Below are 22,819 nucleotides of genomic sequence, written 5' to 3'. Positions count from 1 at the left end.
CGTGGGTGGCCGGGTGGGGGAGAGGGACGGAACAGGCAGCAAACTTCCGGCAACCAATCATCAAGCTATCGTGGCCAGAATGAACTGATGCGCAATCCCCTACCCCTGCTGCTCCTGCTGACGATACTTCCCGGACTGCTGACAGCGGCCCCGAAGACATATCCGGCAGAACCGGACCCGGAGGAGACCTGCCGTCTGGTGGAGATCCACAGACCGGACGCCGATGTGGCCTATCGGCCCGGTGTCGACGCAAATGGCAATGCGGTGGCACCCGCCGATCTTCCCGGTTCAGGCGGCATTACCCTGCCCAACGAGATCACCATCGACCTGCGGGTGCCGCTGGCCGAACTTCTCGGAGCCGACACACCGCCCTTCCTGAACGATGCCGGGATCGATGCGGGGCAGGTCACCGTCAACCGGCAGACCGGTGCACTGTTCCATAACGGCCAGCGCCTCGATGCGCCCTACGCGGTGCTCTGCGAGCCAAAGGAAGACTGAGCGGGAGGTTTACCTCTTCTGGAAGCTGCGCCGGCCCTCCTGAAGAAATATCCTCTCAGGACGCGCCGTCCGCGATCAGCGCATCGATCAGGGCCAGTGCTTCCGGGCTGTCCCATTCCGCCGGACCGACCAGTCGCGCCACTTCCTCCCCCTGCCGGTTCAGCAGGATCGTGATCGGCAGGCCATAGGCCCCCAGCGCGCGACCGATCCGGGTGGTCGGATCGACGTAGAGCGGCAGGTTGTCGGCATCCACTTCCTGCAGGAAGGCCAGCGACTTCTCGGCACCGCCCCGGTCGACCGAGATCGCGGCGACCAGGAAATCATCGCCCCCGCGCGCAGTCTGAAGGCGGCTGATCGATGGCATCTCGTGGCGACAGGGGGCACACCAGGTGGCCCAGAGATTGACCAGCACCACCTTGCCGCGGAAGGCATCGAAACCGATCTCAGCGCCGCTGCCGTCCCGGAAGCTCGCATCGGCAAGCGGCTTCGGCGTGTCATGAACCGCGAGATTCTGTAACTGACCCGTGGCATATTGCGCCAGCGGGGGTTCCGCTCCGGCGCCTGCCGGACTAAGGATCGCCATCAGCAGGGCCAACAGGCCGATCCGGTGCAACATTCCAGGCCACAGAGATTTCATGTCAGACAAACCCACCAGCAATGAGATGTGGGGCGGCCGTTTCGCCGGCGGCCCCGCGAAGGTGATGGAGAAGATCAACGCCTCCATCGATTTCGACCAGCGCTTCCATGCCCAGGACATCCGGGGATCGAAGGCGCATGCCGACATGTTGGCCGCACAGGGTATCCTGACAAGGGATGACGTTGCCGCAATCAATGACGGTCTGGACGCAATTCTGCGTGAGATCGATGAGGGCAGGTTCGAATTCTCGGCCGCGCTGGAAGACATCCACATGAATGTGGAGAACCGGCTGCGGGAACTGATCGGCCCCACGGCGGGCCGCCTGCACACGGGGCGCAGCCGCAACGACCAGGTGGCAACGGACTTCCGCCTGTGGGTGCGCGACACCATCGACCGCCTCGACCTGGCGTTCCGCGACCTGATCACGGCCCTGCTCGACCAGGCCGATGCCCATGCGGAGGCGGTGATGCCCGGCTTCACCCACATGCAGGTGGCGCAGCCGGTGACCTTCGGCCACCACATGATGGCCTATGTCGAGATGTTCGGGCGCGACCGGGACCGGCTGGCGGAGACGCGGCGGCGGCTGAATGAATCGCCGCTGGGGTCGGCGGCGCTGGCCGGCACCTCGTTTCCCATCGACCGGGATGCGACCACGGCGGCGCTCGGCTTCGACCGCCCCACCGCCAACAGCCTGGACGCGGTGTCGGACCGTGATTTCTGCCTCGATTTCCTGCACACCGCCAATGTCGCCGCGATGCATCTTTCGCGACTGGCGGAGGAACTGGTGATCTGGTCCTCGGCGCAGTTCCGCTTCGTCACCCTGTCGGATGCCTTCTCCACCGGCTCCTCGATCATGCCGCAGAAGCGCAATCCGGACGCGGCGGAGCTGATCAAGGGCAAGATCGGGCGGGTCAGCGGGGCCTATGTGGCACTGACCATGGTCATGAAGGGCCTGCCCATGGCCTATGGCAAGGACATGCAGGAAGACAAGGAAGCCCTGTTCGACGCCGCCGACACCATTGAACTCTGCGTCACCGCCATGGCGGGGATGATTGCCGACATGGTGCCGAACCGCGACGCCCTGCGCAGCGCCGCCACCTCCGGCTTCGCCACCGCGACCGATTTCGCCGACTGGCTGGTGCAGGCCCTCGACATGCCGTTCCGGGAGGCACATCACGCCACGGGTGCCGCAGTGAAGGCAGCCGAGGATCGCGGCTGTGATCTGGCCGATCTGCCGCTGGAGGTGCTGCAGCAGATCGAACCGAAGATCACCGATGCGGTCTACAGGGTGCTGGACGCGGAAAGCGCCGTGCATGCACGCAAGTCCTATGGCGGCACCGCACCGGATCAGGTGCGGGCACAGATCCGCCGCTGGCGGGAGAAGCTGGCATGATGCGGCCGCTGATCCTGGTGCTGCTGGTGCTGGCCGTCGGAGTCAGCGCCTGCGGCAAGAAGGGCGAGCCCCTGACCCCGTCCGAAAGTGCCCGGCAGCAGGCCGAGCAGGAGAAGAAGCAGCAGCGAAAGAACGCCGAATGACCGACCAGTTCCAGTACCGCGATGGCCATCTGCATGTCGAGGATGTGGCCATTGCCGAAATCGCGGACCGGGTGGGTACCCCGGTCTATGTCTATTCCTCCGCCATGCTGCGCCGCCAGTACCGCGTCTTCGCCATGGCGCTGGCCAGTGCCTGTCCTGCGGTGGAGAGCCTGATCTGCTATTCGGTGAAGGCCAACAGCAACCTGGCCATCATCCGCACGCTGGCCCGCATGGGTGCCGGTGTCGATGTGGTGTCGGAGGGGGAGCTGCGCCGTGGCCTCGCCGCCGGGGTACCGCCGGAGAAGATCGTCTTCTCCGGTGTCGGCAAGACCCGGATGGAGATGACCTTCGCGCTGCAGGCCGGTATCCGCCAGTTCAATGTCGAATCGGAGCCGGAACTGGAAGCCCTGTCGGAGACCGCCGCCGGTCTGGGGCTGACCGCCGCCATCACCATCCGCGTCAATCCGGACGTGGATGCGCTGACCCATGCCAAGATCTCCACCGGCAAGGCGGAGAACAAGTTCGGCATCCCGATCGGCCGGGCGCGCGACGTCTATGCCCGCGCCGCGAAGCTGCCGGGCATCCGCGTCATCGGTGTCGATCTGCATATCGGATCACAGCTGACCGACCTCAGCCCCTTCGAGAAGGCCTTCGCCAGGGCCGCGGACCTGGTCGCGGCGCTGCGCGATGACGGGCACGGGATCAATACCATCGACCTGGGTGGCGGACTGGGCATTCCCTACAGCCCCGACGCCGTCCCGCCCTCCCCCGATGCCTATGCCGATATCGTCAGCCGCACGGTCGGCCATCTCGGCGCGACGCTGATCTTCGAACCGGGTCGCATGATCGTCGGCAATGCCGGGGCGCTGCTGTCACGGGTGATCTACGTGAAGGACGGTGATGGCCGGACCTTCGTCATCCTCGATTCGGCGATGAACGATCTGGTGCGCCCGGCCATGTACGATGCGGTGCACGAGGTCCGCACGGAGCGTGAGCCGCAGGGCCGGATGATCCGCGCCGACCTCGTCGGCCCGATCTGCGAGAGCACCGACACCTTCGCAAGGGATTGTGACATGCCTTCCGTCGCAGCCGGTGATACGCTGTGCTTCATGGGTGCCGGTGCCTATGGTGCGGTGATGGCGTCAACGTACAATACCCGCCTGCTGGTGCCCGAGGTTCTGGTGGACGGCGACCGTTTCGCGGTTGTCCGGGCACGCCAGACCTTCGATGATCTTCTGGGTCTCGACGCCATACCCTCGTGGCTCGAACAGGACGGTTGAGTATTCAGGGAGCCTGATGGCAGACGAACGCGACGAGACGCTGGACAGCATTCTTGACCCGCAGCAGCGCGCGGCGCTGGGGCGGAAACTGTGGGCGACGCGTCTGATCCTGGGCTGGGAACGTCTGGTTCCCCTGCTCTGGCCAGGCTTCGCCGCGGTGCTGCTGCTGGTTTCCGTCACACTGCTCGGCATCTGGCAGTTGCTCCCACCCGTGCTGCATCTGGTGGGTCTGGCGGCTGGCGTCCTCGGTTGCCTTTTCCTGCTGCTGCGCGGCCTGCTTGCCTGGCAGGCCCCCTCCGCAGAGGAAGTGGTGCAGCGGCTGGAGCGTTCCGGTGGCGCCCACAGGCCCCTCACCAGCGTGCAGGACCAGATCGCCGTTGGCCGTGACGATTCCGCCGCCCTGTCGCTCTGGCAGGCGCACCGGCGCCAGATGGCGGCACGTATCGGGGCATTGCGCCTGCCTGTCGCCGACACCCGGATGCCCGCGCGCGATCCCATGGCCCTGCGCCTGCTGGTGCTGATGATCTTCTGCCTCAGCCTGGCCGCCGCAGGTGGTCGCTCGGGGGAGCGGCTGGTCGCCGCGCTGGACACTGGCACGGCAACCGACGCCCTGGCCGACGACACGGTGCTGGAGGCCTGGGTGACGCCGCCCGCCCATACCGGCATGCCGCCGGTCTTCATCAGTGCGTTGACCCCGTCGCAGGATGATGCCGGCGCGGCGGCGCCCCTCGCGGTGCCGACCGGCAGCCGCTTTCTGGCCCGCTATCATGGCGCGGCCGAACCGGCTCTGGCCGTGGCAGACACGCTTGAGGCCTTCGAGCGCGTGGGCGAGAAGGATCTGCAGATCGAACGGCTGATCACGGCAGGTGACCGGCTGAGCATCCGCGACGGAGAGCGCGAGATCGCCGGTTGGCCGATCAGCATCATTCCCGACCACCAGCCGACTATCGAACTGACGGAGCCGCCAAAGGGCACCCTGCGCGGCGCGCTGCGGCTTGCCTACCGCGCCACCGATGACTATGGCGTTGCCGGTGTTGCCGTCCGGATCACGCGCGACGGGCATGACGGCGAGATCATTCTGGACCTGCCGCTGTCGAGCCGCCGGCCGATGGAGGCCATCGATACCGTGTTCCGCGATCTGGCCGACCATCCCTGGGCCGGCAGGCAGGTGGTTCTTGTCATGGAGGCGCGGGACGATGCGGATCAGATCGGTCGCTCCGAACCACTGACCTTCGACCTGCCGGCACGCACCTTCAGGCAGCCCGCCGCCCGCGCCGCCATCGAACTGCGGCAGCGGCTGTTCGACGATGCGGCGGGGCAGCGGGAATGGGTGGTTCGCGCGCTGCATGCCCTGATGATCAACCCGAAGCGCTATCACAGCGATTTCGCGGTGCATATCGGCCTGAGCATGCTGGCCTCCGACCTCGCGGCAAGCGGTGATGCGGAGACCATCGCCGCCAGCCAGCAGATGCTCTGGCAGACCGCGCTGAGGATCGAGGACGGGAACATTTCCGTTGCCCAGTCCCGTCTGCGCGACATTCAGGAACGGCTGTCGGAGGCCCTGGCCAATGGCGCCTCTGAGGCCGAGATCCAGGCCCTGATGGACGAACTGCAGGAAGCCATGGACGAATATCTGCGCGCCATGCAGCAGGACGCCCAGCGCCGCATGGAGGCGGGCGAGGATCTGCCGGAGATGGACGGCGCGGAGAGTGTCGAGCGTCAGAGCCTGGCCGACATGCTGGACAAGGCGCGGGAGCTTTCGCGCTCCGGCGCGCGGGACCAGGCGCGCCAGATGCTGTCCCAACTGCAGAACATGCTGGAGAACCTGCAGATGGGGAACCAGGGCGGACGGGCGCAGTCGGAGCAGCAGGCGGAACGGCTGGCGGACCAGCTCGGGCAGATGATGGAACAGCAGCAGCAGCTCATGGACCGCACCTTCGAGCGGCGTCAGCAGCAGGCCGAACCGGATTCGAAGCTGCCGTCCCAGACCAATCCCTTCAACTCCCCGGGCCGCAGCCGCTTCGGCCGCTCGCAGACATTCGATCAGAACAAGGGTGCGCGCGGCGGCACGCCGTCCCAGCAGAGCGAGCAGGATCTTGCCGACGCGCAGGGCCAGTTGCGACGCCGTCTGGGCGAACTGATGCAGCAACTGGGCGAGAGCATGGGCAGCATACCGGGGGAACTGGGAGAGGCCGAACAGGCCATGCGTTCCGCCCAGTCATCGCTGGGTGCGGGGCAATCCGACCAGGCGATGGATGAACAGGCCCAGGCACTGGACCGGCTGCGGCGTGGCGCTGAATCAGTGTTGCAGGATCTGGCTGATCAGGGCCAGGGCCAGGCACAGAACCAGGACGCCCCGGGGCAGGACGGGCGCAACGGCGAACCGACGGACCCGCTGGGCCGCTCCCCCACCGACAGCTGGGGCGAAGGCACCGGCGACATGGTGCCCGCGCAGAGCGCGCTCCAGCGCTCCCGCGAAATCCTCGACGAACTCCGCCGCCGCTCAGGCCAGCGCAGCCGTTCGGCGGACGAACTCGACTACATCATGCGGCTGCTGCGCCAGTTCTGAACCGCGAGCGGGCGACTTCAGTCCTCGCCAATCTGTTCGAGCGCAACCCGGCCAGCCGCTGTCAGCCTGCCGCGCCCGCTGGCCAGCAGTTCCTTGCGCAGGGCATAGGCGTTCCCCGTCTTCGCGGGCTTCATGTCCTCCGGCGCGGTCCGCTGCGTGACCGCCGGCCAGTGGCCCGGTTGCGGGCGCGATCCTTCATGCACGATGGCCGGGATGTCGTCGTCGACCACGGCAGGCGCTTCCGCGACTTCCATCAGGTTCCACGCGATCTCCAGCGGGATATTGTTGTTGTCGAAGAAGTACAGAGACCAGAAGACACCATGGTCGATCGGTCCGGTGACCTCGATTCCCGCCGCCTCCAGCCGGTCCTTCCACTCGAAGAACTCCTCCCGCGTTTCCACGGTGAAGGCCACATGATCGAAACCGATCGGGTCGGATGTGCGGTTGCCGTGGAATTTCTTCGTCATGGCCGACGCGCCGTCATAGGCGAAGAAGGCGATGTAATTGGCGCCCGCGCTGAAGAAGTAGTGGCGGAAACCGTCGTGACCGATACCCAGCGACAGGTCCATGCCCAGCAGGTCACGGTAGAAGCGGATGGTACCGGTCAGATCCGGCGTGATGAAGGCCAGATGGTCAATGCGGTCGAGGGCCATGTCGTTTCTCCCGGCTTGTCATTTCGTTCGGTGTCGCCTGTCCTGCAGGCCGTTGCAGGGCATCGCACGACACCAAAGTCTATACCCGAGATGAGCGCATCCCTGCCCTGCCGCAAGGTCGTGCAAGGGAAACGCTGCGTTTCCATCGGGAAGCTTCTATAGTTGCTGCAGGCGACGGCACGGGGTTCAGGGGAGGACAGGGTGCGGGCGATCATCTGCGAGAAGATCGGATCCATCGAGGATCTGAAGGTCGGCGAATTGCCGACGCCGGAACCGGGTGCGGGAGAGATTCGGGTGCGGGTGCACGCGGTGTCTCTGAACTTTCCCGACCTGCTGATGCCGCAGGGCAAGTACCAGTACAGTGGGCAACCGCCGTTTGCGCCGGGGATGGAAGCCGCTGGCACCATCGACGCGCTTGGTGAGGGAGTCACCGGGCTGGAGATTGGTCAGCGGGTTGCCGTGCATCCCTGGATCGGTTGCCTGGCCGAGTTCGTCGTCTGCCCGACGGACTGGGTCTTTCCGCTGCCTGACGCCATGGACTTCGACACTGCCGCAGCCTTCTGCCTGACCTATGGCACCATTCATCATGCGCTGAAGGATCGCGGTCGCCTGCAGGCCGGGGAAACCCTGCTGGTGCTGGGCGCATCGGGTGGCACCGGTCTGGCCGCTGTCGAGGCCGGCAAGGCATGGGGCGCGCGGGTCATTGCCGCCGCCAGCTCGGACGAGAAGCTCGCCGCCTGCCGGGCACGCGGTGCCGATGATCTGGTGAACTATGCGGAGGGCGACGAACTGCGCCACCAGATCAAGGCGCTGACCGATGGTCGCGGTGCGGACGTGATCTTCGATTCCGTCGGCGGCGACTACAGCCATCAGGCGATACGGTCGATCAACTGGGGCGGCCGGATGCTGGTCATCGGCTTCGCCGCCGGTGACATCGCGCAGCTGCCCGCCAATCACATCCTGATCAAGCAGATCGAACTGATCGGCGTTGCCTACCAGGGCTTCGCCCGCCGGTTCCCCGACCGCTGCCGGGCCAACATCGCGGCCATGATGGAACTCTGGTCGGATGGCAAGCTGCGCCCGCACATCGGCGGCACCTACAGCCTGGACAATGGCATCGACGCCTTCCGCGCCATGCGCGACCGCAAGGCAGTGGGCAAGCTGGTGGTGAGGCTGGACCAGACAGTCTGACGCAAACGAAACAGAACCCTGGGGAGGGTGACCATGGACTTCACGATCCCGCGCGAGATCAGCGACTACATCGGCGTGCTCGATGCCTTCATCGAGACGGAGATCAAGCCGCTGGAGGAGGAGAACATCAGGTTCTTCGACCATCGGCGCGAATATGAACGCACCGACTGGGACAATGGCGGCCGCCCGAAGGAGGAGTGGGAGGAACTGCTGGCGGAGATGAAGCGCCGCGCCGACAAGGCCGGTCATCTGCGCTGGGCCCTGCCCACGGATATCGGCGGCTCGGCCGGCTCCAACCTGGGCATGGCGATCATCCGCGAACATCTGGCCCACCGGGGCCTGGGACTGCACAACGACCTGCAGAACGAAAGCTCCATCGTCGGCAACTTTCCCGTGGTCATGATCTTCCACGCCGTCGCCAGCCCGGAGCAGAAGAAGGAATTCATCGAGGACATGATCACGGGTCGCAAGCGTGTCGCCTTCGGCGTCACGGAACCCAATCATGGCTCCGACGCCACCTACATGGAAACGACGGCGGTGCAGAAGGATGGCGGCTGGCTGATCAATGGCACCAAGCGCTGGAACTCGGGCATGTCCAACGCGTCCCACGACGTGGTCTTCGCCCGCACCTCCGGCGACGTGGGCCGCCCGAAAGGCATCACCGCCTTCATCGTTCCGGTGGAGACACCGGGGGTCGACATTGCCTACATGCACTGGACCTTCAACATGCCCTCCGACCATGCGGAGGTGCATTTCCGCGATGTCTGGGTACCCGACAGCGCCATCCTGCACGAGGAAGGCCGCGGTCTGGAATGTGCCCAGGCGTTCTTCCACGAGAACCGCATCCGGCAGGCGGCATCCAGCCTCGGGGCCGGACAGTACTGCGTCGACGAGGCCGTGAAATGGGCCAACAAGCGCGTCACCTGGGGCAAGCCGCTCAGCACCAACCAGGCCATCCAGTGGCCGCTGGCCGAGCTGAATACCGAGGCCGAGATGCTGCGCAACCTGGTCTACAAGAGCGCCTGGCACCTGGACCAGGCGCACCACATGGAGGTGACGCACTGGGTCGCCATGGCCAACTACCGCGCCAACCGCTTCGTCTGCGAGGCGGCGGACCGGGCCATGCAGGTGCACGGCGGCATGGGCTACACCCGCTACAAGCCCTTCGAGCACATCTATCGCCACCACCGCCGCTATCGCATCACCGAAGGCACCGAGGAGATCCAGATCCGCAAGGTCGCCCACGACCTGTTCAAGAAGTTCAGGGACTGATCACCGGGCCGCTTACGTCAGACAGTCTCACCCGTCGCGGCGCAGGTGGCGGGTGAGGCGTTTCTCCAGCCGTTCCCAGATGTTGCGGATGGTCTCCACCATCAGTAGGTAGACGACGGCTGCCCAGAGGTAGGTCTGGAAATCGAAGCTGCGGGAATAGGCGCGCCGCGTCTCCCCCATCAGGTCCAGCACGGTGATGATGGCGACAATGGCCGATCCCTTCAGCATCAGGATGATCTCGTTGCCATAGGGGCGCAGCGCCACGATCAGGGCCTGCGGCAGGATGATCTTGCGGAACGCCTGCAGGCGGGTGAGGCCCAGCGCCTCCGCCGCCTCCCATTGGCCCTTCGCGACCGACTGGATCGCGCCGCGCAGGATCTCCGCCTGATAGGCCGCCGTGTTCAGGGCAAAGGCGAAGACGGCGCAGTTCCAGGGATCGCGGAAGAATGCCCAGAGTCCCACAGACTGCAGTTCTGGCCGGAACTCGCCGGCGCCGTAATAGACCAGGAACACCTGCGCCAGCAGTGGCGTACCGCGAAACAGGTAGACGTAGCCATAGGCCAGCGCGCCGACAGCCCGGTTCGGCGACAGGCGCCCGACGGCGACGGGCAGTGACATGGCCGCACCGAAGACCAGCGACGTGGCCACCAGCCCCAGCGTGATCTGCAGGCCCTTCCAGTACTTCGGCGCATATTTCGCGACCAGTTCGCTGTCCCAGGCCAGGATCAGATAGAGGCTCAGGCCCCCCAGCAGGCCGATCATTGCCGCCAGCGCGATCCAGCCGGTGGTGCGGGTGCCGCTCCAGCGCCGTCGCACGGGCGGTGGTGGCAGGGCGGGCTGGATATGTTCGTTGACGATGGCTGTCATCGGGGGGCATCCCCCCTGGCGGCCCAGTGATTGATCGCGCCAATGGCGATGGACGAGAGGATCGCCAGCGCCAGATAGAGCAGACAGGCGACACCGAAGAACAGGAAGGCTTCCTTGGTCACCCGTGCGGCGATGCCGGTCTGGCGGATGATGTCGGACAGGCCGATGACGCTGACCAGCGCCGTATCCTTCAGCAGGATCATCCAGAGGTTGCTCAGTCCGGGCAGCGCGATGCGGATCAGCTGCGGCAGGATGATCAGGCGCATGGTCTGGAACCGCGACAGGCCGATGGCATGACCGCCCTCGTACTGTCCGCGCGGGATGGCGCGGAAGGCGGACAGGAAGACCTCGCTGGAGAAGGAGGAAAAGACCAGCCCCAGCGCCACCATGCCGGCGAGGAAGCTGTTGATCTCTATCGTCGTCTCGCTGCCCATCGCCAGCAGCAGCTGGCGGATGCCGATCTGGGCGCCGAAATAGACCAGGAACAGGGTCAGCAGTTCCGGCAGTCCGCGAAAGACAGTCGTGTAGATATTGCCCGCCAGCCGCAGCGTCGGTTCCTCCGACTGCTTGGCCAGCGCCACGAAGAAACCGATCAGCAGGCCCAGCGGCAGGGTGGCCAGCGCCAGCGAGATGGTGACGCCCACACCGGAGGCGATCTCGTCGCCCCAGCCGGTATCGCTGAGGCTCAGCAGGGCGAGTATCTCATCCATGCTGGCACCGCCGCACGGCAGACGGACCAGGCCTCACCCGACGCCCGGTCAGGCGTGGGGCGAGGCTGGTCACAGGCGCGGTGGCCTGCATCATGCTGTGCCCGCCATCAGGCACATCCGGTCCGTTCAGCCTCCGTAGGCGTCGAACGTGAAGTACTTGTCGTTGATCGACTTGTAGACACCATTGGCGCGGATCGCCTTGATCGCGGCATTGAACTTCTGCGCCAGTTCGGTCTCGCCCTTGCGGATGGCGATACCGGCACCCTCACCATGGATGGTCGGGTCCGGCGTGATCGTGCCCAGCAGCTTGCAGCAGGCACCATCCGCACTGTCGAGCCATTCCTGCAGCACGGTGACATCATCCATCACCGCGTCCAGGCGACCGCTGTCGATGTCCAGCTTGTACTCGTCAGCCGTCGGATAGCCGCGGATCGTGCTGTCGGTGTATTTCGCCTCGGCGAAGTTGGAATGGGTGGTGGAACCCTGCACCCCGATGGCGGCATCGGCCAGATCGGCGGGGCTGGTGCCCTTCAGCGCCGAATCCTTCGGCACCGCGATGGCCGGGGGCGTGTTGTAGTACTTCTCGGTGAAATCGACCTTCTTCTTGCGCTCGTCCGTGATCGACATGGAGGCGATGATCGCGTCGTACTTGCCCGCCTGCAGGGCCGGGATGATGCCGTCCCAGTCCTGGGTGACGAAGGTGCATTCGGCCTTCATCTCGGCACAGAGCGCCTTGGCAATATCGATGTCGAAGCCCTCCAGCTTTCCGTCCGCGGTCAGATTGTTGAACGGAGGATATGCGCCCTCCGTGCCGATCTTCAGCTTCATGCCGTCGGCCTGGGCGGAGGAAAGGGCTGCAGCCGTGGCCAGCGCCGCAGCGGTGAGGGTCAGATGTTTCAGGAACCGCATTCTCTGGATCTCCCTGTTATCTCGGGTTCTGCTTCGCCCTGCATCCCAAAGCGAATTGGCCGGGTGTTCAACCGGAATCGCCCGAATCAGGGGATTTTCGGTGAAACAACGGGATTTTACGCAGGGGAACCTGCCCACCACCTTGCCGTGACCGGACGTGCGGGCTACGTCATCGGGCAGCAGATGCAAACGCAAGGGGAGAAGACGCGATGAAGGCGATGCTGTGTCACGAATGGTGCGGACCCGATGATCTGAAGCTGGAGGATGTGGCTTCGCCGGAGCCGGGTGCCGGGGAGGTCCGGATTGATGTGCATTGCGCCGGGGTGAACTTCCCCGACCTGCTGATGATTGCCGGCAAGTACCAGTTCAAGCCGGCGTTCCCCTTTTCCCCCGGCATGGAAGTCGGCGGCGTCATCTCGGCTGTCGGTGAGGGCGTGAGCGGTTTCAAGCCCGGCGACCGGGTGATGGCGATGACCAGCATGGGCGGCGGCTATGCCGAGCAGGCGATCGCGACAGCAGCGAAGACATTCCTGCTGCCCGATGGCGTGACCTTCGAACAGGCGGCCGGTTTCCCGGTCACCTATGGCACGACCTATCACGCGCTGAAGGACCGGGGCGAACTGAAGCCGGGCGAGGTGCTGCTGGTCCATGGTGCCTCCGGCGGTGTCGGTCTGAACGCCGTGGAACTGGGCAAGCGCATGGGCGCGACGGTGATCGGCACGGTCGGTTCGGACGCGAAGATGGACATCGTGAAGGAATATGGCGCCGATCACGTCTTCAACTATTCCGAACATTCGATCCGCGACAAGGTCAAGGAACTGACCGGCGGCCAGGGCGCGGACGTGATCTACGATCCGGTCGGCGGTGACGCCTTCGACGAATCACTGCGCTGCATCAACTGGGGCGGCCGTCTGCTGGTGATCGGGTTCGCATCAGGACGCATTCCGGAGGCGAAGGCGAACCTGGTGCTGCTGAAGCAGTGCCAGATCGTCGGCGTGTTCTGGGGTGCCTGGACGGAGCGGAATCCAGAGGAATGCCGCAGCCAGTTCGGCACGCTGCTGGACTGGTGCGCGGAGGGCAAGCTGCGCCCGCATGTCTCCATGACCTTCCCGCTGGAGCAGGCACCGGACGCCATGAAGGCCCTCGCCGCCCGCAAGGCCACCGGCAAGGTGATCGTCAACGTCCGCTGAACCGGAACGGGTATGCTTCCCCCCAACCCGGGGAAGCGTACCCGCTACCGCCGTTCGGCGTGCAGCACCCCGCTGGTCTGTAGCCGCGCGACATCTGCCGCCGACATGCCCAGGTCACCCTCCAGGACCGCAGCATTGTGCTCGCCCAGAAAGGGCGCCGTCAGGTCAAGGGGTTCGGGGAAGTCCGAATAGCGCAGCGGATTGCCGGTGATGGCCATCGGCCCGACGCCCCTGTCGTCGATCTGGCGTACCGTGCCGCGCTCGATCAGGTGCGGGAGGCGCATGGCGTCGGCGACGCTCAGGACCGGGGCGCAGGGCACTCTCTGCGCCTGCAGCGCCTCGATTCCGGCCTCATCGGATTCCAGGCTGCCCAGCCACCCCTCGATCACGGCGATCAGTTCAGCCTGATTCGCCATTCGCGCCGGTCCATCGACGAATCGCGGGTCCTCGATCAGGTCCTCGCGTCCCATGGCCCTGCACACCCGGCCCCACTGGTCCCCCAGCGCCACCACCACCAGATAGCCTGTCCTTGCCCGGAAGATGCCGATGGGAGCCACCATCGCGTGATGGCTGCCGGTGCGGTGCGGCTGGACCTCGCCACCGCTCAGGGAATGTACCTCCACATTGATCTCGTGGCAGTGGAAGTAGAAATCCAGCAGGGAAATATCGAGATGCTGGCCCTTGCCCGGCCCGTCACCCCGTGACCGTTCCCGATGGAACAGCGCCCCGTTGATGGCCGCCAGCGAGGTGATCGCCGTGCCCATGTCCCCGATGGCCAGCCCGACGATCGGCGGCGGCCCGTCCGGGTCCCCGATCATGGAGGTCACACCGGCATAGGCCTGGGCGATATAGTCGAAGCCGACCAGCTGATGCAGCGGCCCGCTTTGCCCGAAGGCGGAGATCGAGCACATGATGGCGGAGGGATTGATGGCGTGAACCTGCGCCCAGCCGAATCCCATCCGGTCGATCACGCCGGGCGAGAAATTCTCCACCACCACGTCTGCCCAGGCGATCAGGTCGCGGATGATCGCCTTGCCCTCGGCCGAACGCATGTCGAGGCAGACCGAACGCTTGCCCTGGTTGTGCTGCACGAAGTAGCCCGACCGGCCGTTCTTGATCACCGGCAGCACGCGGCAGAGATCGCCCCCCGGCGCATGCTCCAGCTTGACCACGTCCGCGCCCATCTCCGCCATCAGGCGGGTGCAGGCCGGGCCGGCAATGAACTGTGTGAAATCGAGTACGCGAATGCCGTCCAGCACATGGGCGTGAGCCAAGTCCGATCCTCCCCAGGGTCGTTCAATCACAGACCGCATGATGGACTCTGCCGCCACGAAGGAGAAGGGGCTTGACCGGACGCCTTGCCGGGGCCAACTGTCAGCAGCAGCTTGCCCTGTCTTCTGGATCCGCAATGATCGCTCGCGCGCTGGTATTCTCGGCCATTCTGATCGTTCTCGATCAGGCCACGAAGGCGTGGCTGATCGACGTCATGGCCGCACGGAACTTTGCCACGCTGACCCTGACCCCGTTCTTCAATCTGGTGATGGTCTGGAACCCGGGGGTCAGCTTCGGCCTGTTCGGGGGCGACCCGACGGAAACACGCTGGATCCTCGCAGGTGTGAACGTGGTGGTTTCCGTCTTCCTGTTCTTCTGGATGCGCCGGGCAGAAGGACCCTGGCAGCGCCTGGCGCTCGCAGCCGTGATCGGCGGGGCCATCGGAAATGCCATCGATCGGGTCAATTACGGACAGGTCGCGGACTTCTTCGACTTTCATGTCGCGGGCTGGCACTGGCCCGCTTTCAACGTGGCGGATATCGCAATTTCGTGCGGAGTGACTATCCTGCTGCTGGATTCCTTGTTCGGACGCCGTCTTGGCGCTAGAAACGGCAGCCATGAAAAGCAGTCTTGAGAATCGCCTGACCCGTTTGCTGCCCGTGCTGGCCCTGGTGCTGGTTGTCGGCGGCTGTGACACGGTGAAGGACACGCTGGGTCTGAGCAAGTCGTCACCGGACGAAAGCCGGGTGACCGTGTTCTCCCCCCTTGTTGTGCCGCCTGACTTCAACCTGCGCCCGCCGGGACCTGGCGGGGTGCAGCAGACCGCCGCGCCGCGCACGGGCAAGCGCGTCACGTCCGTCGCCATCGGGCAGGATGGCCGCATCGTCACATCGGTCACAGGGACCGGGCCGGAAGGCGCGACCAGCGGCGAACTGGCGCTGCTGCGGTCTGCCGGGGCCATGTCCCCGCCGGAGGGCATCCGCGATCTCGCCGCCGCGCAGGAGCAGAGCCTGGCGAAGGTCAACACCCTGCTGACCGATCTGGTGCTGTTCAACAAGCGCGACGCGGACCAGCGCCCGCTCGACCCGCGCGAACTCTCGAAGATCGACACGCTTGGCCTTTTCTGAACAGGCAATATGTCGTCCGTGCACATGACTGGCTGAACACAGGACTCAGGAACATTTCCGAATGGCCTCAACGAACCGCGTGACACGATGGCTCGAAAGCCTGCGTGGAGGAAGCGATGCCGATGCGGCCAGCACCGCGCCCGACGACCTGCAGCTTGCGGCGGCGATCCTGCTGATCGAGGCCGCGCACCTGGACGGTGAGTTCGATGCGCAGGAGCAAAGGACGGTGCGCCGCGTGCTGGCGGAGAAATTCAAGCTGACGGCCGACGAAACCACGTCGCTGATCGAAGTGGCCGAGAAGCGCCAGCAGAATGCCGTCGAGATCAGCACCTTCACCCGCGCCATCAAGGAAGGCTATCCATCCGAACGCCGCGTGGAGGTGATCGAGATGCTTTGGGAGGTCGTGCTTGCGGACGGCGAATTGCACGCCTATGAAGCCAACCTGTTGCGCCGCATCGGAGGCCTCATCTATGTTTCCGACAGGGAAAATGGTGAGGCGCGGCAGCGCGTCGCCGGACGGCTTCAGGGCGGTTCGGATTGAGTGATACCTGAGAGCCGGTGAAAGGGTCACCGGTGCATCAGGGGAAAACCAAGGGGAGTGAAGGCAGATGCCTTATGTCGTCGCGGAGAACTGCATCAAGTGCAAGTTCCAGGATTGTGTGGAAGTCTGTCCGGTGGATTGCTTCTACGAGGGCGAGAACATGCTGGTGATCCACCCCGACGAATGCATCGATTGCGGCGTCTGCGAGCCCGAGTGCCCGATCGAGGCCATCCTGCCCGATACCGATCCGGAAGCCGACAAGTGGCTGGAACTGAACCGGGAATATTCGGAGAAGTGGCCGAACATCACCCGCAAGGGCGAAAGCCCTGCTGATGCGGACGACTGGCGCGAGACGCCGGACAAGTTCGAGAAGCATTTCAGCGCCAACCCCGGCGCCGGCGACTGACACCTGCTACGAACGTCCCCTGCCGACGCGGGGGCGGACACGATCTCCCGGCCATGTGAACGCGCATGGCCGGTCATGCGGATTTGTGTTCACTGAATGCGAGTCCGCACTGTGAGATCTGTCATTTTTGTGTTATATAACTTCTCGGTCAGGGAGCTGCGGGCGCGCATCTGTGTGACCTGATACCCGGCGGGCGGCTGATGGCGGCCCGTTTTTTCGTGTCGGCACCAGTTTTGGACCGCGCGCCCGGCGGAAGACCTGGCCTTGCATGTTCCGCTTGTCTCGAAGGAACCGCCATTTCCGGGGGTTCAGGCAGGGTCTTGCCGTTTCGGGATACCGGAACAGGAACCGCTTCGAACCGTCAGGGTGTCCGAAGCGGCAGAAAGAGAAGGACTGATATGACTGAAGCAAGTTCTACCGAGGTCCGGGCCAAGGCTGCGCCGCGCAAGAAGAAGGCGAAGCTGGAATTTCAGGCCAATGACTATGTTGTCTATCCCTCCCACGGCGTCGGCATGATCACGGCTGTCGAGGATCAGGAAATTTCCGGTTTCAAGCTGCAGCTCTTTGTCATCGATTTCCCGCACGAGAAGATGACCCTGCGTGTTCCCGTGACCAAGGCGACGGCCACCGGCATGCGCGCCCTCGCCTCCACCAAGCTGATGAAGCAGGCGATGGATACGCTGAAGGGACGCGCGCGCGTCAAGCGCACCATGTGGTCGCGCCGCGCGCAGGAATACGAGGCGAAGATCAACTCGGGCGATCCGGTCTCCATCGCGGAGGTCGTGCGCGACCTGCACCGCAACGAGGACCAGCCGGACCAGTCCTATTCGGAGCGCCAGATCTACGAGGCCGCCAAGGAACGGCTGACGCGGGAACTGGCCGCCGTGGAAAAGATCGCCCACGAGAACGCCGAAGAGAAACTGAACCGCTTCCTCGCCACCTGACGCTCAGGCTGACAGCGATGTGACGGACAGGGCCGGGGCAGATATGCCCCGGCCTTTTCTTTGCGCGGATCAATGCGAGCGCCGATACCGACCTCAACGCCAGCGGGTCAGGCGTACCGACAGGGCGGTGAGGATGCCGTAGACCAGCATGCCGGCCGCGACACCGCTGAACACGCCCGCCACGCCCATCCCCATTGACCGGGTCAGGAACAGGGCCGTACCGAGCGCGGTGACGATGCGGAAGATGCTGGCGATCATGGGCCAGACCATGCGGCTTGCCCCCTGGCTGGCGAAGAACAGCGCCAGGCCCAGGGCGTAGAAGAAGTAGAACGGCGCGACGGTCCGGAAATAGCTGCGCCCCGCCTCCAGCGCCGCCGTGTCCGATGCATCCAGGAAGATGCGCAGCCAGAGATCGGGCTGGAGCGAGAGCACCGCGCCGATGCTGCCGACGATCACTGCCGCCGCGAAGGAACCGGTCCAGGCCACCCGCAGGGCACGGGGCCTGTTGCCTGCCCCGATATTGGCCCCGACCATGGCCGTCATGGCCGCGCCGATCCCGAAGACAACCGGGATCATCAGGAACTCGAGGCGCGCGCCCAGACCGTATCCGGCCAGCGCCGCCTGCCCGTGCAGACCGGCCAGGCCGACCATCAGCACGGTCGTGAGCACGGTCTGGATGGTGCTGAGGGAGGCAATCAGGCCGACGCTGAGAATGTCGCGGTACAGGTCCCGGCGCAGGCCCTGCAGCCGCCCCTTGATCAGGAATCCGACCCGTCCGGAGCCGACGAAGGTGAGCGCGACTATCGCACCGATGCCATAGGCCAGCACATGCCCGGCCGCCAGACCCTGCATCCCCAGCGCCGGGAACGGTCCCCAGCCGAGCGCCAGTGTCCCGGCGATGGGGATGGAGCCGAGGGAAGTCAGGAAGAGCACCATCGACGGGATGCCCATGTTGCCGGACCCGCGAATGACGCTGAGGGAGGAATGGCACAGCCAGATGGTGATGCAGCCGGGGAAGAAGACACCGGCATAGGCCAGCGCCGCGTCGACCGTTTCGGGGCCTCCCCCCAGCAGCTCGAAGACATCCCGGCCGAACAGGCCCATCAGGACCGCCGAGAGGACGGCAATCGACACGGCAATGCTCCAGGCAGCCCAGGTCAGGCTGCCCGCCCGTTCCGGGTCGTTGTTCCCCAGTGCCCGCGCGATGGCCCCCGAGATGGCCCCGCCCATGGCCCCGGCGGAGAGCATCTGGGTCAGCATGACCAATGGGAAGACCAGCGCCAGTCCGGCCAGCGCGGTGATTCCCAGCACTCCGGCAAAGAACCCCTCCGCGATGCTGACCGCCGCCATGACGAACATGGCGACCACATTCGGTGCCGCGAGCCGCAGCAGGGTGCGACCGATCGGGGCGGTCAGCAGCATCTGCGTCCGCGCCGTGCGGGCCATTGCCGATGCCGACGGTGCCGATGCCGACGGTGCCGATGCCGACGGTGCCGATGCCGACGGTGCCGGTGTGGCGGCGATGGTACTGGTTTCGGTCGTCATACGCAGATCCTAGGGTCAGGGGCCGCGCGTCGCAGGTCGTGGGGCACGGATCCAGTCAGTTCCTTTTTGGAATGCATATACTGCGTTCCCTTTTGGAACCTGTCAATCTGTGCTATTCATCCAACTGCACCCTGGCGGAAAGCGAGTGACCCATGCGCTGGAATGACCTGAGAGAAGAAGCCTGCCCTGTCGCGCGGGGCCTCTCGGTCGTGGGGGACCGCTGGACCATGCTGATCCTGCGCGACTGCTTCCAGGGCATCCGGCGCTTCGAACAGATGCAGGAACGTCTGGGCATCACCCGCCATGTCCTGTCGGACCGGCTGAAGAAGCTGGAAAGCGCGGGTGTACTGCGTCGGGTGCCCTATCAGCAGCGCCCGCCCCGCCACGAGTACCGGCTGACGGAGACTGGCACGGCGCTCTATCCGGTGCTCGCCACGCTGATCGACTGGGCCAACACACACGTTCCGGCCCCGACCGGTACCGCAGTCACGCTTGTGGACCGGGAGACGGGCGTGCCTGTGTCGCCGAAGCTGCTGGACACCAATACGGGCCGGGAGATCACCCACCGCTCCGTCGGCGCACGGATGCAGGCACCGGCGGACGACACCGGAGCCTGAGGCCCGTCCGGGCCGTCGCGAAGCGGACGCCTCTCGCCCTAGACCGCCCCTTGCGGACGCATCGACAGCCAGTCGGTCGCTTCCTCGTAGCGCGCGGCCATCCGCAGCAGCTGCTGCTCACCGCGCGGGCGGCCGATGAGCTGGAAGCCCGTGGGGCGACCGGTGGCGTCGAACCCGGCGGGCAGATTGATCGCCGGGCAGCCGCTCAGGGTTCCGGCAATGACGACTTCCATCCAGCGGTGGTAGGTGTCCATGGCCCGCGCCCCGATCCGGTCGGGCCAGGAAATCTCGGCATCGAACGGGAATACCTGCGCGGTGGGCATGGCGATGGCGTCATAGCGGCTGAACAGGTCATCGATGCAGCGGTACCAGTCACTGCGCAGCACACTGGCCCGGTGCACGTCCTGCGCCGACAGCTTCAGTCCCTGCTCGATCTCCCAGACGAGCTCCGGCTTCAGCAGATCACGGGTCGCGGGATCAGCGTGATAGGGGGCATAGGTGCCGGTGACCGCCCAGTTGCGCAGCACAATCCAGGCCTGCCAGAGCTGTTCCGGAGCAAAGTCCGGGACCAGCGGCTCGACCACGGCCCCCAGTGCTGCGAACTGCTCCACTGCCGCAGTGCAGAGGTCGAGGATGCCTGCCTCGCAGGTGTAGTAGCCGTTCCAGTCGCCGATCCAGCCGATTCGCAGACCGGTGACATCACCCTCAAGTCCCGCGGCAAAGGGGGCCTCCGGGTCCGCCAGGCTGAGCGGCGCGGACGGATCGTAGCCCGACTGGATATCCAGCAGGTGCGCCAGGTCACGCACGCTGGTGGCCATGGGACCGTCGGTGGACAGCTGATGCACGAAGGATTCCGGCTTCGGCGCGTTCGGCACCCGACCGAAGGACGGGCGCAGACCCAGCACATTGTTGAAGGCACCGGGGTTGCGCAGCGAGCCCATCATGTCACTGCCGTCGGCGACCGGCTGCATGCCGAGCGCGAGGGAAACGGCGGTGCCGCCGCTGGACCCGCCCGCCGACAGGGCCGGATTCCAGGCATTGCGGGTGATTCCGTGCAATGGATTGTAGGTATGGGAACCGAGCCCGAATTCCGGCGTGTTGGTCTTGCCGATGATGATGGCCCCGGCGGCGCGCATGCGCGATACCATCAGACAATCCTGGTCCGGTACATTGTCGGCGAACAGCGGGGAGCCGAAGGTGGTCGGAATCCCGGCAGTGGCGGCCAGATCCTTCACCGCCAGCGGAAAGCCATGCATCCATCCGCGATGACGGCCCGCGGCCAGGTCGGCATCCGCATCCGCGGCTTCGGCCAGCAGCACATCCTCGTCCCGCATGGAAATGATGGCATTGTGGACCGGGTTGAAACGCCGGATGCGGTCCAGATAGGTCCGCATGACCTCGACGCAGGAGATCTGGCGTGCCGCAATGGCCCGGGACAATGCGGTCGCATCGGTGAAGATCATGTCGTCCGCGGCCGCCTGCGCACTGCCACCACTGATTCCGCTCATTGCTTCCGATCCCCTTCCGTCGCGGCCCCGTCGCTCTTGTAGAGCCCGGCGTGGGTATCGCGTAGTACGTTCTTCTGCACCTTGCCCATGACATTTCGGGGCAAGGCGTCGGTGAACAGCACACGTTTCGGCTGCTTGTAGCGCGCCAGTCCGTCGGAGATCGCCGCAATGACGGCGGCCTCATCCAGCGTTGCCCCTGCTTCAGCAACGACGACAGCCGTCACCGCCTCCCCGAAATCCGGATGCGGCAGGCCGACGACCGCCGATTCGACCACGCCCGGCACCTCGTCGATCAGTTGCTCGATCTCCTTGGGATAGACGTTGTAGCCACCGGAGATCACCAGATCCTTGTCGCGCCCGACGATGTGCAGATAGCCCTCTGCATCGAAGCGCCCGAGATCGCCGGTGATGAAGAAACCATCGTCGGTGAATTCGGACGCGGTCTTCTCCGGCAGGCGCCAGTAACCGCCGAAGACATTCGGCCCCTTCACCTGGATGGCACCGGTCTCGCCCCGTGCCAGGACTGTCCCGTCCTCCCGATCCGCGATCCGCACGTCCACGTCCTGCAGGGGAAAGCCGACTGTCCCTGCCCGGCGGTCGCCGTCATAGGGGTTGGACGTGATCATGCAGGTTTCCGTCATGCCGTAGCGTTCCAGGATGGCGTGACCCGTCGCCGCCCGGAAGGCCAGGTGAACGTCGGCAAGCAATGGTGCCGAGCCGGAGACGAACAGGCGCATGTTCGACACCCTGTCCGCCGTCAGCCGATCCGACTGCACAAGACGGCTGTAGAACGTCGGCACGCCCATCAGCACGGTCGCATCCGGCATCAGATCAAGCACCGTGTCGGCGTCGAACCTGTCCAGGAAGATCATGGTCGCGCCCGCGGTCAGGCACATGTTCGCCGCGACGAAGAGGCCATGGGTATGGAAGATCGGCAGGGCATGGATCAGCCGGTCCTGATCGGTGAAACGCCAGGCCGACAGCAGCGCGTCGCAGTTGGTGGCCAGATTGCCGTGGGACAGCATCGCCCCCTTGGGCCGCCCCGTCGTGCCGGAGGTGTACAGGATTGCCGCAAGGTCATCATGGCTCACCGCCGTTGTCCGGGTCACCGGCGGCAGGGTCGCCGCCAGATCCATCAGGGTGCCGTCCGCCAGTGCCCCCATGCTCTCGACGGCCACCGTCCCCGGCATGTCGGCGCGCAGCTTCGCCAGATCCTTCGGACGACAGACGAACAGGCGCGGTTCCGCATCCCCGACGAAATAGTCGATCTCGCTGGCCGTATACCCGGTATTGAGCGGCAGAAAGACCGCCCCGATCCGCTGGCAGGCCAGGCAGAGCAACAGCGCCTCGACACTCTTGTCGACCTGCACCGCCACCCTGTCGCCCTTGACCACCCCTCGGGCCACCAGCGCCGCCGCCAGGCTGCCGACCCCGGCCATCCCCTCCGCGAAGCTCATGTCGGCCTGTCCCGGGCGCTCCGCCAGCGTCTTGTCCGGCGCGGCCTCCACACGCTGGCAGAAGGCATCGTGAATGGTATGTATCGTCAT

Annotated in this window: 23 protein-coding genes; 14 read left to right on the top strand and 9 right to left on the bottom strand. The window is 65.4% G+C overall.

Annotated elements, in window-relative coordinates; all coding sequences use genetic code 11:
* Positions 1–87: 87 nt before the first annotated feature.
* A complete protein-coding gene (locus tag QGV55_RS19055; protein WP_281019054.1) occupies positions 88–498 on the top strand; it encodes a hypothetical protein in 411 nt (136 codons plus the stop codon).
* A gap of 55 nt (positions 499–553) precedes the next feature.
* Here QGV55_RS19055 and QGV55_RS19050 read toward each other — a convergent pair whose 3' ends face one another.
* Positions 554–1,093, bottom strand: a complete 540-nt coding sequence (locus tag QGV55_RS19050) for a TlpA disulfide reductase family protein (RefSeq protein WP_281019055.1) — start codon at positions 1,091–1,093, stop codon at positions 554–556.
* Between the two features lie 40 nt (positions 1,094–1,133).
* Between QGV55_RS19050 and argH the strand changes: the two genes are divergently transcribed.
* Genes argH through QGV55_RS19030 form a run of 4 tightly spaced genes read left to right on the top strand, consistent with a single transcriptional unit; the run spans position 1,134 to position 6,520 of the window.
* Positions 1,134–2,528 (top strand): argininosuccinate lyase, encoded by a 1,395-nt coding sequence (argH, locus tag QGV55_RS19045; protein WP_281019056.1) that lies wholly within the window; start codon positions 1,134–1,136, stop codon positions 2,526–2,528.
* A complete protein-coding gene (locus QGV55_RS19040; RefSeq protein ID WP_281019057.1) occupies positions 2,525–2,671 on the top strand; it encodes a hypothetical protein in 147 nt (48 codons plus the stop codon). Before argH ends, QGV55_RS19040 begins: the two co-directional genes overlap by 4 nt.
* Positions 2,668–3,951 (top strand): diaminopimelate decarboxylase, encoded by a 1,284-nt coding sequence (lysA, locus tag QGV55_RS19035; RefSeq protein ID WP_281019058.1) that lies wholly within the window; start codon positions 2,668–2,670, stop codon positions 3,949–3,951. The genes QGV55_RS19040 and lysA overlap by 4 nt, the downstream gene beginning before the upstream one ends.
* A 16-nt stretch (positions 3,952–3,967) precedes the next feature.
* Positions 3,968–6,520: a TIGR02302 family protein gene (locus tag QGV55_RS19030; protein WP_281019059.1), complete on the top strand. Its 2,553-nt coding sequence runs from the start codon at positions 3,968–3,970 to the stop codon at positions 6,518–6,520.
* Between the two features lie 17 nt (positions 6,521–6,537).
* Here the strand turns inward: QGV55_RS19030 and QGV55_RS19025 are convergent, their stop codons facing one another.
* Positions 6,538–7,173, bottom strand: coding sequence for a VOC family protein (locus tag QGV55_RS19025; RefSeq protein ID WP_281019060.1), 636 nt, complete (start codon positions 7,171–7,173; stop codon positions 6,538–6,540).
* 201 nt (positions 7,174–7,374) lie between these two features.
* On the opposite strand from QGV55_RS19025, the gene QGV55_RS19020 reads away from it, so the two are divergent.
* Both QGV55_RS19020 and QGV55_RS19015 read left to right on the top strand, forming a co-directional pair.
* Complete coding sequence (locus QGV55_RS19020) at positions 7,375–8,364, top strand: NADPH:quinone oxidoreductase family protein (RefSeq protein WP_281019061.1); 990 nt, start codon at positions 7,375–7,377, stop codon at positions 8,362–8,364.
* 33 nt (positions 8,365–8,397) lie between these two features.
* The gene (locus tag QGV55_RS19015) at positions 8,398–9,636 is read left to right on the top strand and encodes an acyl-CoA dehydrogenase family protein (protein ID WP_281023692.1); all 1,239 of its coding nucleotides are present in this window, start codon (positions 8,398–8,400) and stop codon (positions 9,634–9,636) included.
* 27 nt (positions 9,637–9,663) lie between these two features.
* Here the strand turns inward: QGV55_RS19015 and QGV55_RS19010 are convergent, their stop codons facing one another.
* From QGV55_RS19010 to QGV55_RS19000, 3 genes are all read right to left on the bottom strand, one after another.
* The gene (locus tag QGV55_RS19010; protein ID WP_281019063.1) at positions 9,664–10,503 is read right to left on the bottom strand and encodes an ABC transporter permease; all 840 of its coding nucleotides are present in this window, start codon (positions 10,501–10,503) and stop codon (positions 9,664–9,666) included.
* Entirely contained in the window at positions 10,500–11,213 is a 714-nt protein-coding gene (locus tag QGV55_RS19005; RefSeq protein ID WP_281019064.1) for an ABC transporter permease, read from the bottom strand. The genes QGV55_RS19010 and QGV55_RS19005 overlap by 4 nt, the downstream gene beginning before the upstream one ends.
* A gap of 126 nt (positions 11,214–11,339) precedes the next feature.
* The gene (locus QGV55_RS19000; RefSeq protein WP_281019065.1) at positions 11,340–12,122 is read right to left on the bottom strand and encodes an ABC transporter substrate-binding protein; all 783 of its coding nucleotides are present in this window, start codon (positions 12,120–12,122) and stop codon (positions 11,340–11,342) included.
* A gap of 209 nt (positions 12,123–12,331) precedes the next feature.
* Here QGV55_RS19000 and QGV55_RS18995 point away from each other — a divergent pair, with 209 nt between their 5' ends.
* A complete protein-coding gene (locus QGV55_RS18995) occupies positions 12,332–13,312 on the top strand; it encodes an NADPH:quinone oxidoreductase family protein (protein ID WP_281019066.1) in 981 nt (326 codons plus the stop codon).
* A 44-nt stretch (positions 13,313–13,356) separates the two neighbouring features.
* Here the strand turns inward: QGV55_RS18995 and QGV55_RS18990 are convergent, their stop codons facing one another.
* On the bottom strand, positions 13,357–14,586 hold the full coding sequence (locus tag QGV55_RS18990) for a CoA transferase (protein WP_281019067.1): 1,230 nt from the start codon (positions 14,584–14,586) through the stop codon (positions 13,357–13,359).
* A 71-nt stretch (positions 14,587–14,657) separates the two neighbouring features.
* Between QGV55_RS18990 and lspA the strand changes: the two genes are divergently transcribed.
* From lspA to QGV55_RS18965, 5 genes are all read left to right on the top strand, one after another.
* The gene (lspA, locus tag QGV55_RS18985; protein ID WP_281019068.1) at positions 14,658–15,218 is read left to right on the top strand and encodes a signal peptidase II; all 561 of its coding nucleotides are present in this window, start codon (positions 14,658–14,660) and stop codon (positions 15,216–15,218) included.
* Positions 15,202–15,711: a DUF3035 domain-containing protein gene (locus QGV55_RS18980; RefSeq protein ID WP_281019069.1), complete on the top strand. Its 510-nt coding sequence runs from the start codon at positions 15,202–15,204 to the stop codon at positions 15,709–15,711. The genes lspA and QGV55_RS18980 overlap by 17 nt, the downstream gene beginning before the upstream one ends.
* Before the next feature lie 61 nt (positions 15,712–15,772).
* Positions 15,773–16,252: a TerB family tellurite resistance protein gene (locus QGV55_RS18975; RefSeq protein WP_281019070.1), complete on the top strand. Its 480-nt coding sequence runs from the start codon at positions 15,773–15,775 to the stop codon at positions 16,250–16,252.
* 67 nt (positions 16,253–16,319) lie between these two features.
* Positions 16,320–16,658, top strand: coding sequence for a ferredoxin FdxA (fdxA, locus tag QGV55_RS18970; RefSeq protein ID WP_281019071.1), 339 nt, complete (start codon positions 16,320–16,322; stop codon positions 16,656–16,658).
* Positions 16,659–17,170: 512 nt separating this feature from the next.
* Positions 17,171–17,602, top strand: coding sequence for a CarD family transcriptional regulator (locus QGV55_RS18965; protein ID WP_348637670.1), 432 nt, complete (start codon positions 17,171–17,173; stop codon positions 17,600–17,602).
* A gap of 93 nt (positions 17,603–17,695) precedes the next feature.
* Here QGV55_RS18965 and QGV55_RS18960 read toward each other — a convergent pair whose 3' ends face one another.
* The gene (locus QGV55_RS18960; protein ID WP_281019073.1) at positions 17,696–19,147 is read right to left on the bottom strand and encodes an MATE family efflux transporter; all 1,452 of its coding nucleotides are present in this window, start codon (positions 19,145–19,147) and stop codon (positions 17,696–17,698) included.
* 152 nt (positions 19,148–19,299) lie between these two features.
* On the opposite strand from QGV55_RS18960, the gene QGV55_RS18955 reads away from it, so the two are divergent.
* Positions 19,300–19,764: a helix-turn-helix domain-containing protein gene (locus QGV55_RS18955; RefSeq protein ID WP_281019074.1), complete on the top strand. Its 465-nt coding sequence runs from the start codon at positions 19,300–19,302 to the stop codon at positions 19,762–19,764.
* Positions 19,765–19,802: 38 nt separating this feature from the next.
* Here the strand turns inward: QGV55_RS18955 and QGV55_RS18950 are convergent, their stop codons facing one another.
* The gene (locus tag QGV55_RS18950; RefSeq protein ID WP_281019075.1) at positions 19,803–21,272 is read right to left on the bottom strand and encodes an amidase; all 1,470 of its coding nucleotides are present in this window, start codon (positions 21,270–21,272) and stop codon (positions 19,803–19,805) included.
* Positions 21,269–22,819 carry a malonyl-CoA synthase gene (locus tag QGV55_RS18945; protein WP_281019076.1) on the bottom strand — a complete coding sequence of 517 codons (1,551 nt, stop codon included), beginning with the start codon at positions 22,817–22,819 and terminating at the stop codon, positions 21,269–21,271. Before QGV55_RS18945 ends, QGV55_RS18950 begins: the two co-directional genes overlap by 4 nt.

Origin of the sequence: Minwuia sp. IMCC3009, from assembly GCF_029909415.1 — a bacterium.
GTDB lineage: Bacteria > Pseudomonadota > Alphaproteobacteria > Minwuiales > Minwuiaceae > Minwuia.
Note: the sequence above shows the minus strand (reverse complement) of the source record. Positions and strands in the feature narration are given on the sequence as shown.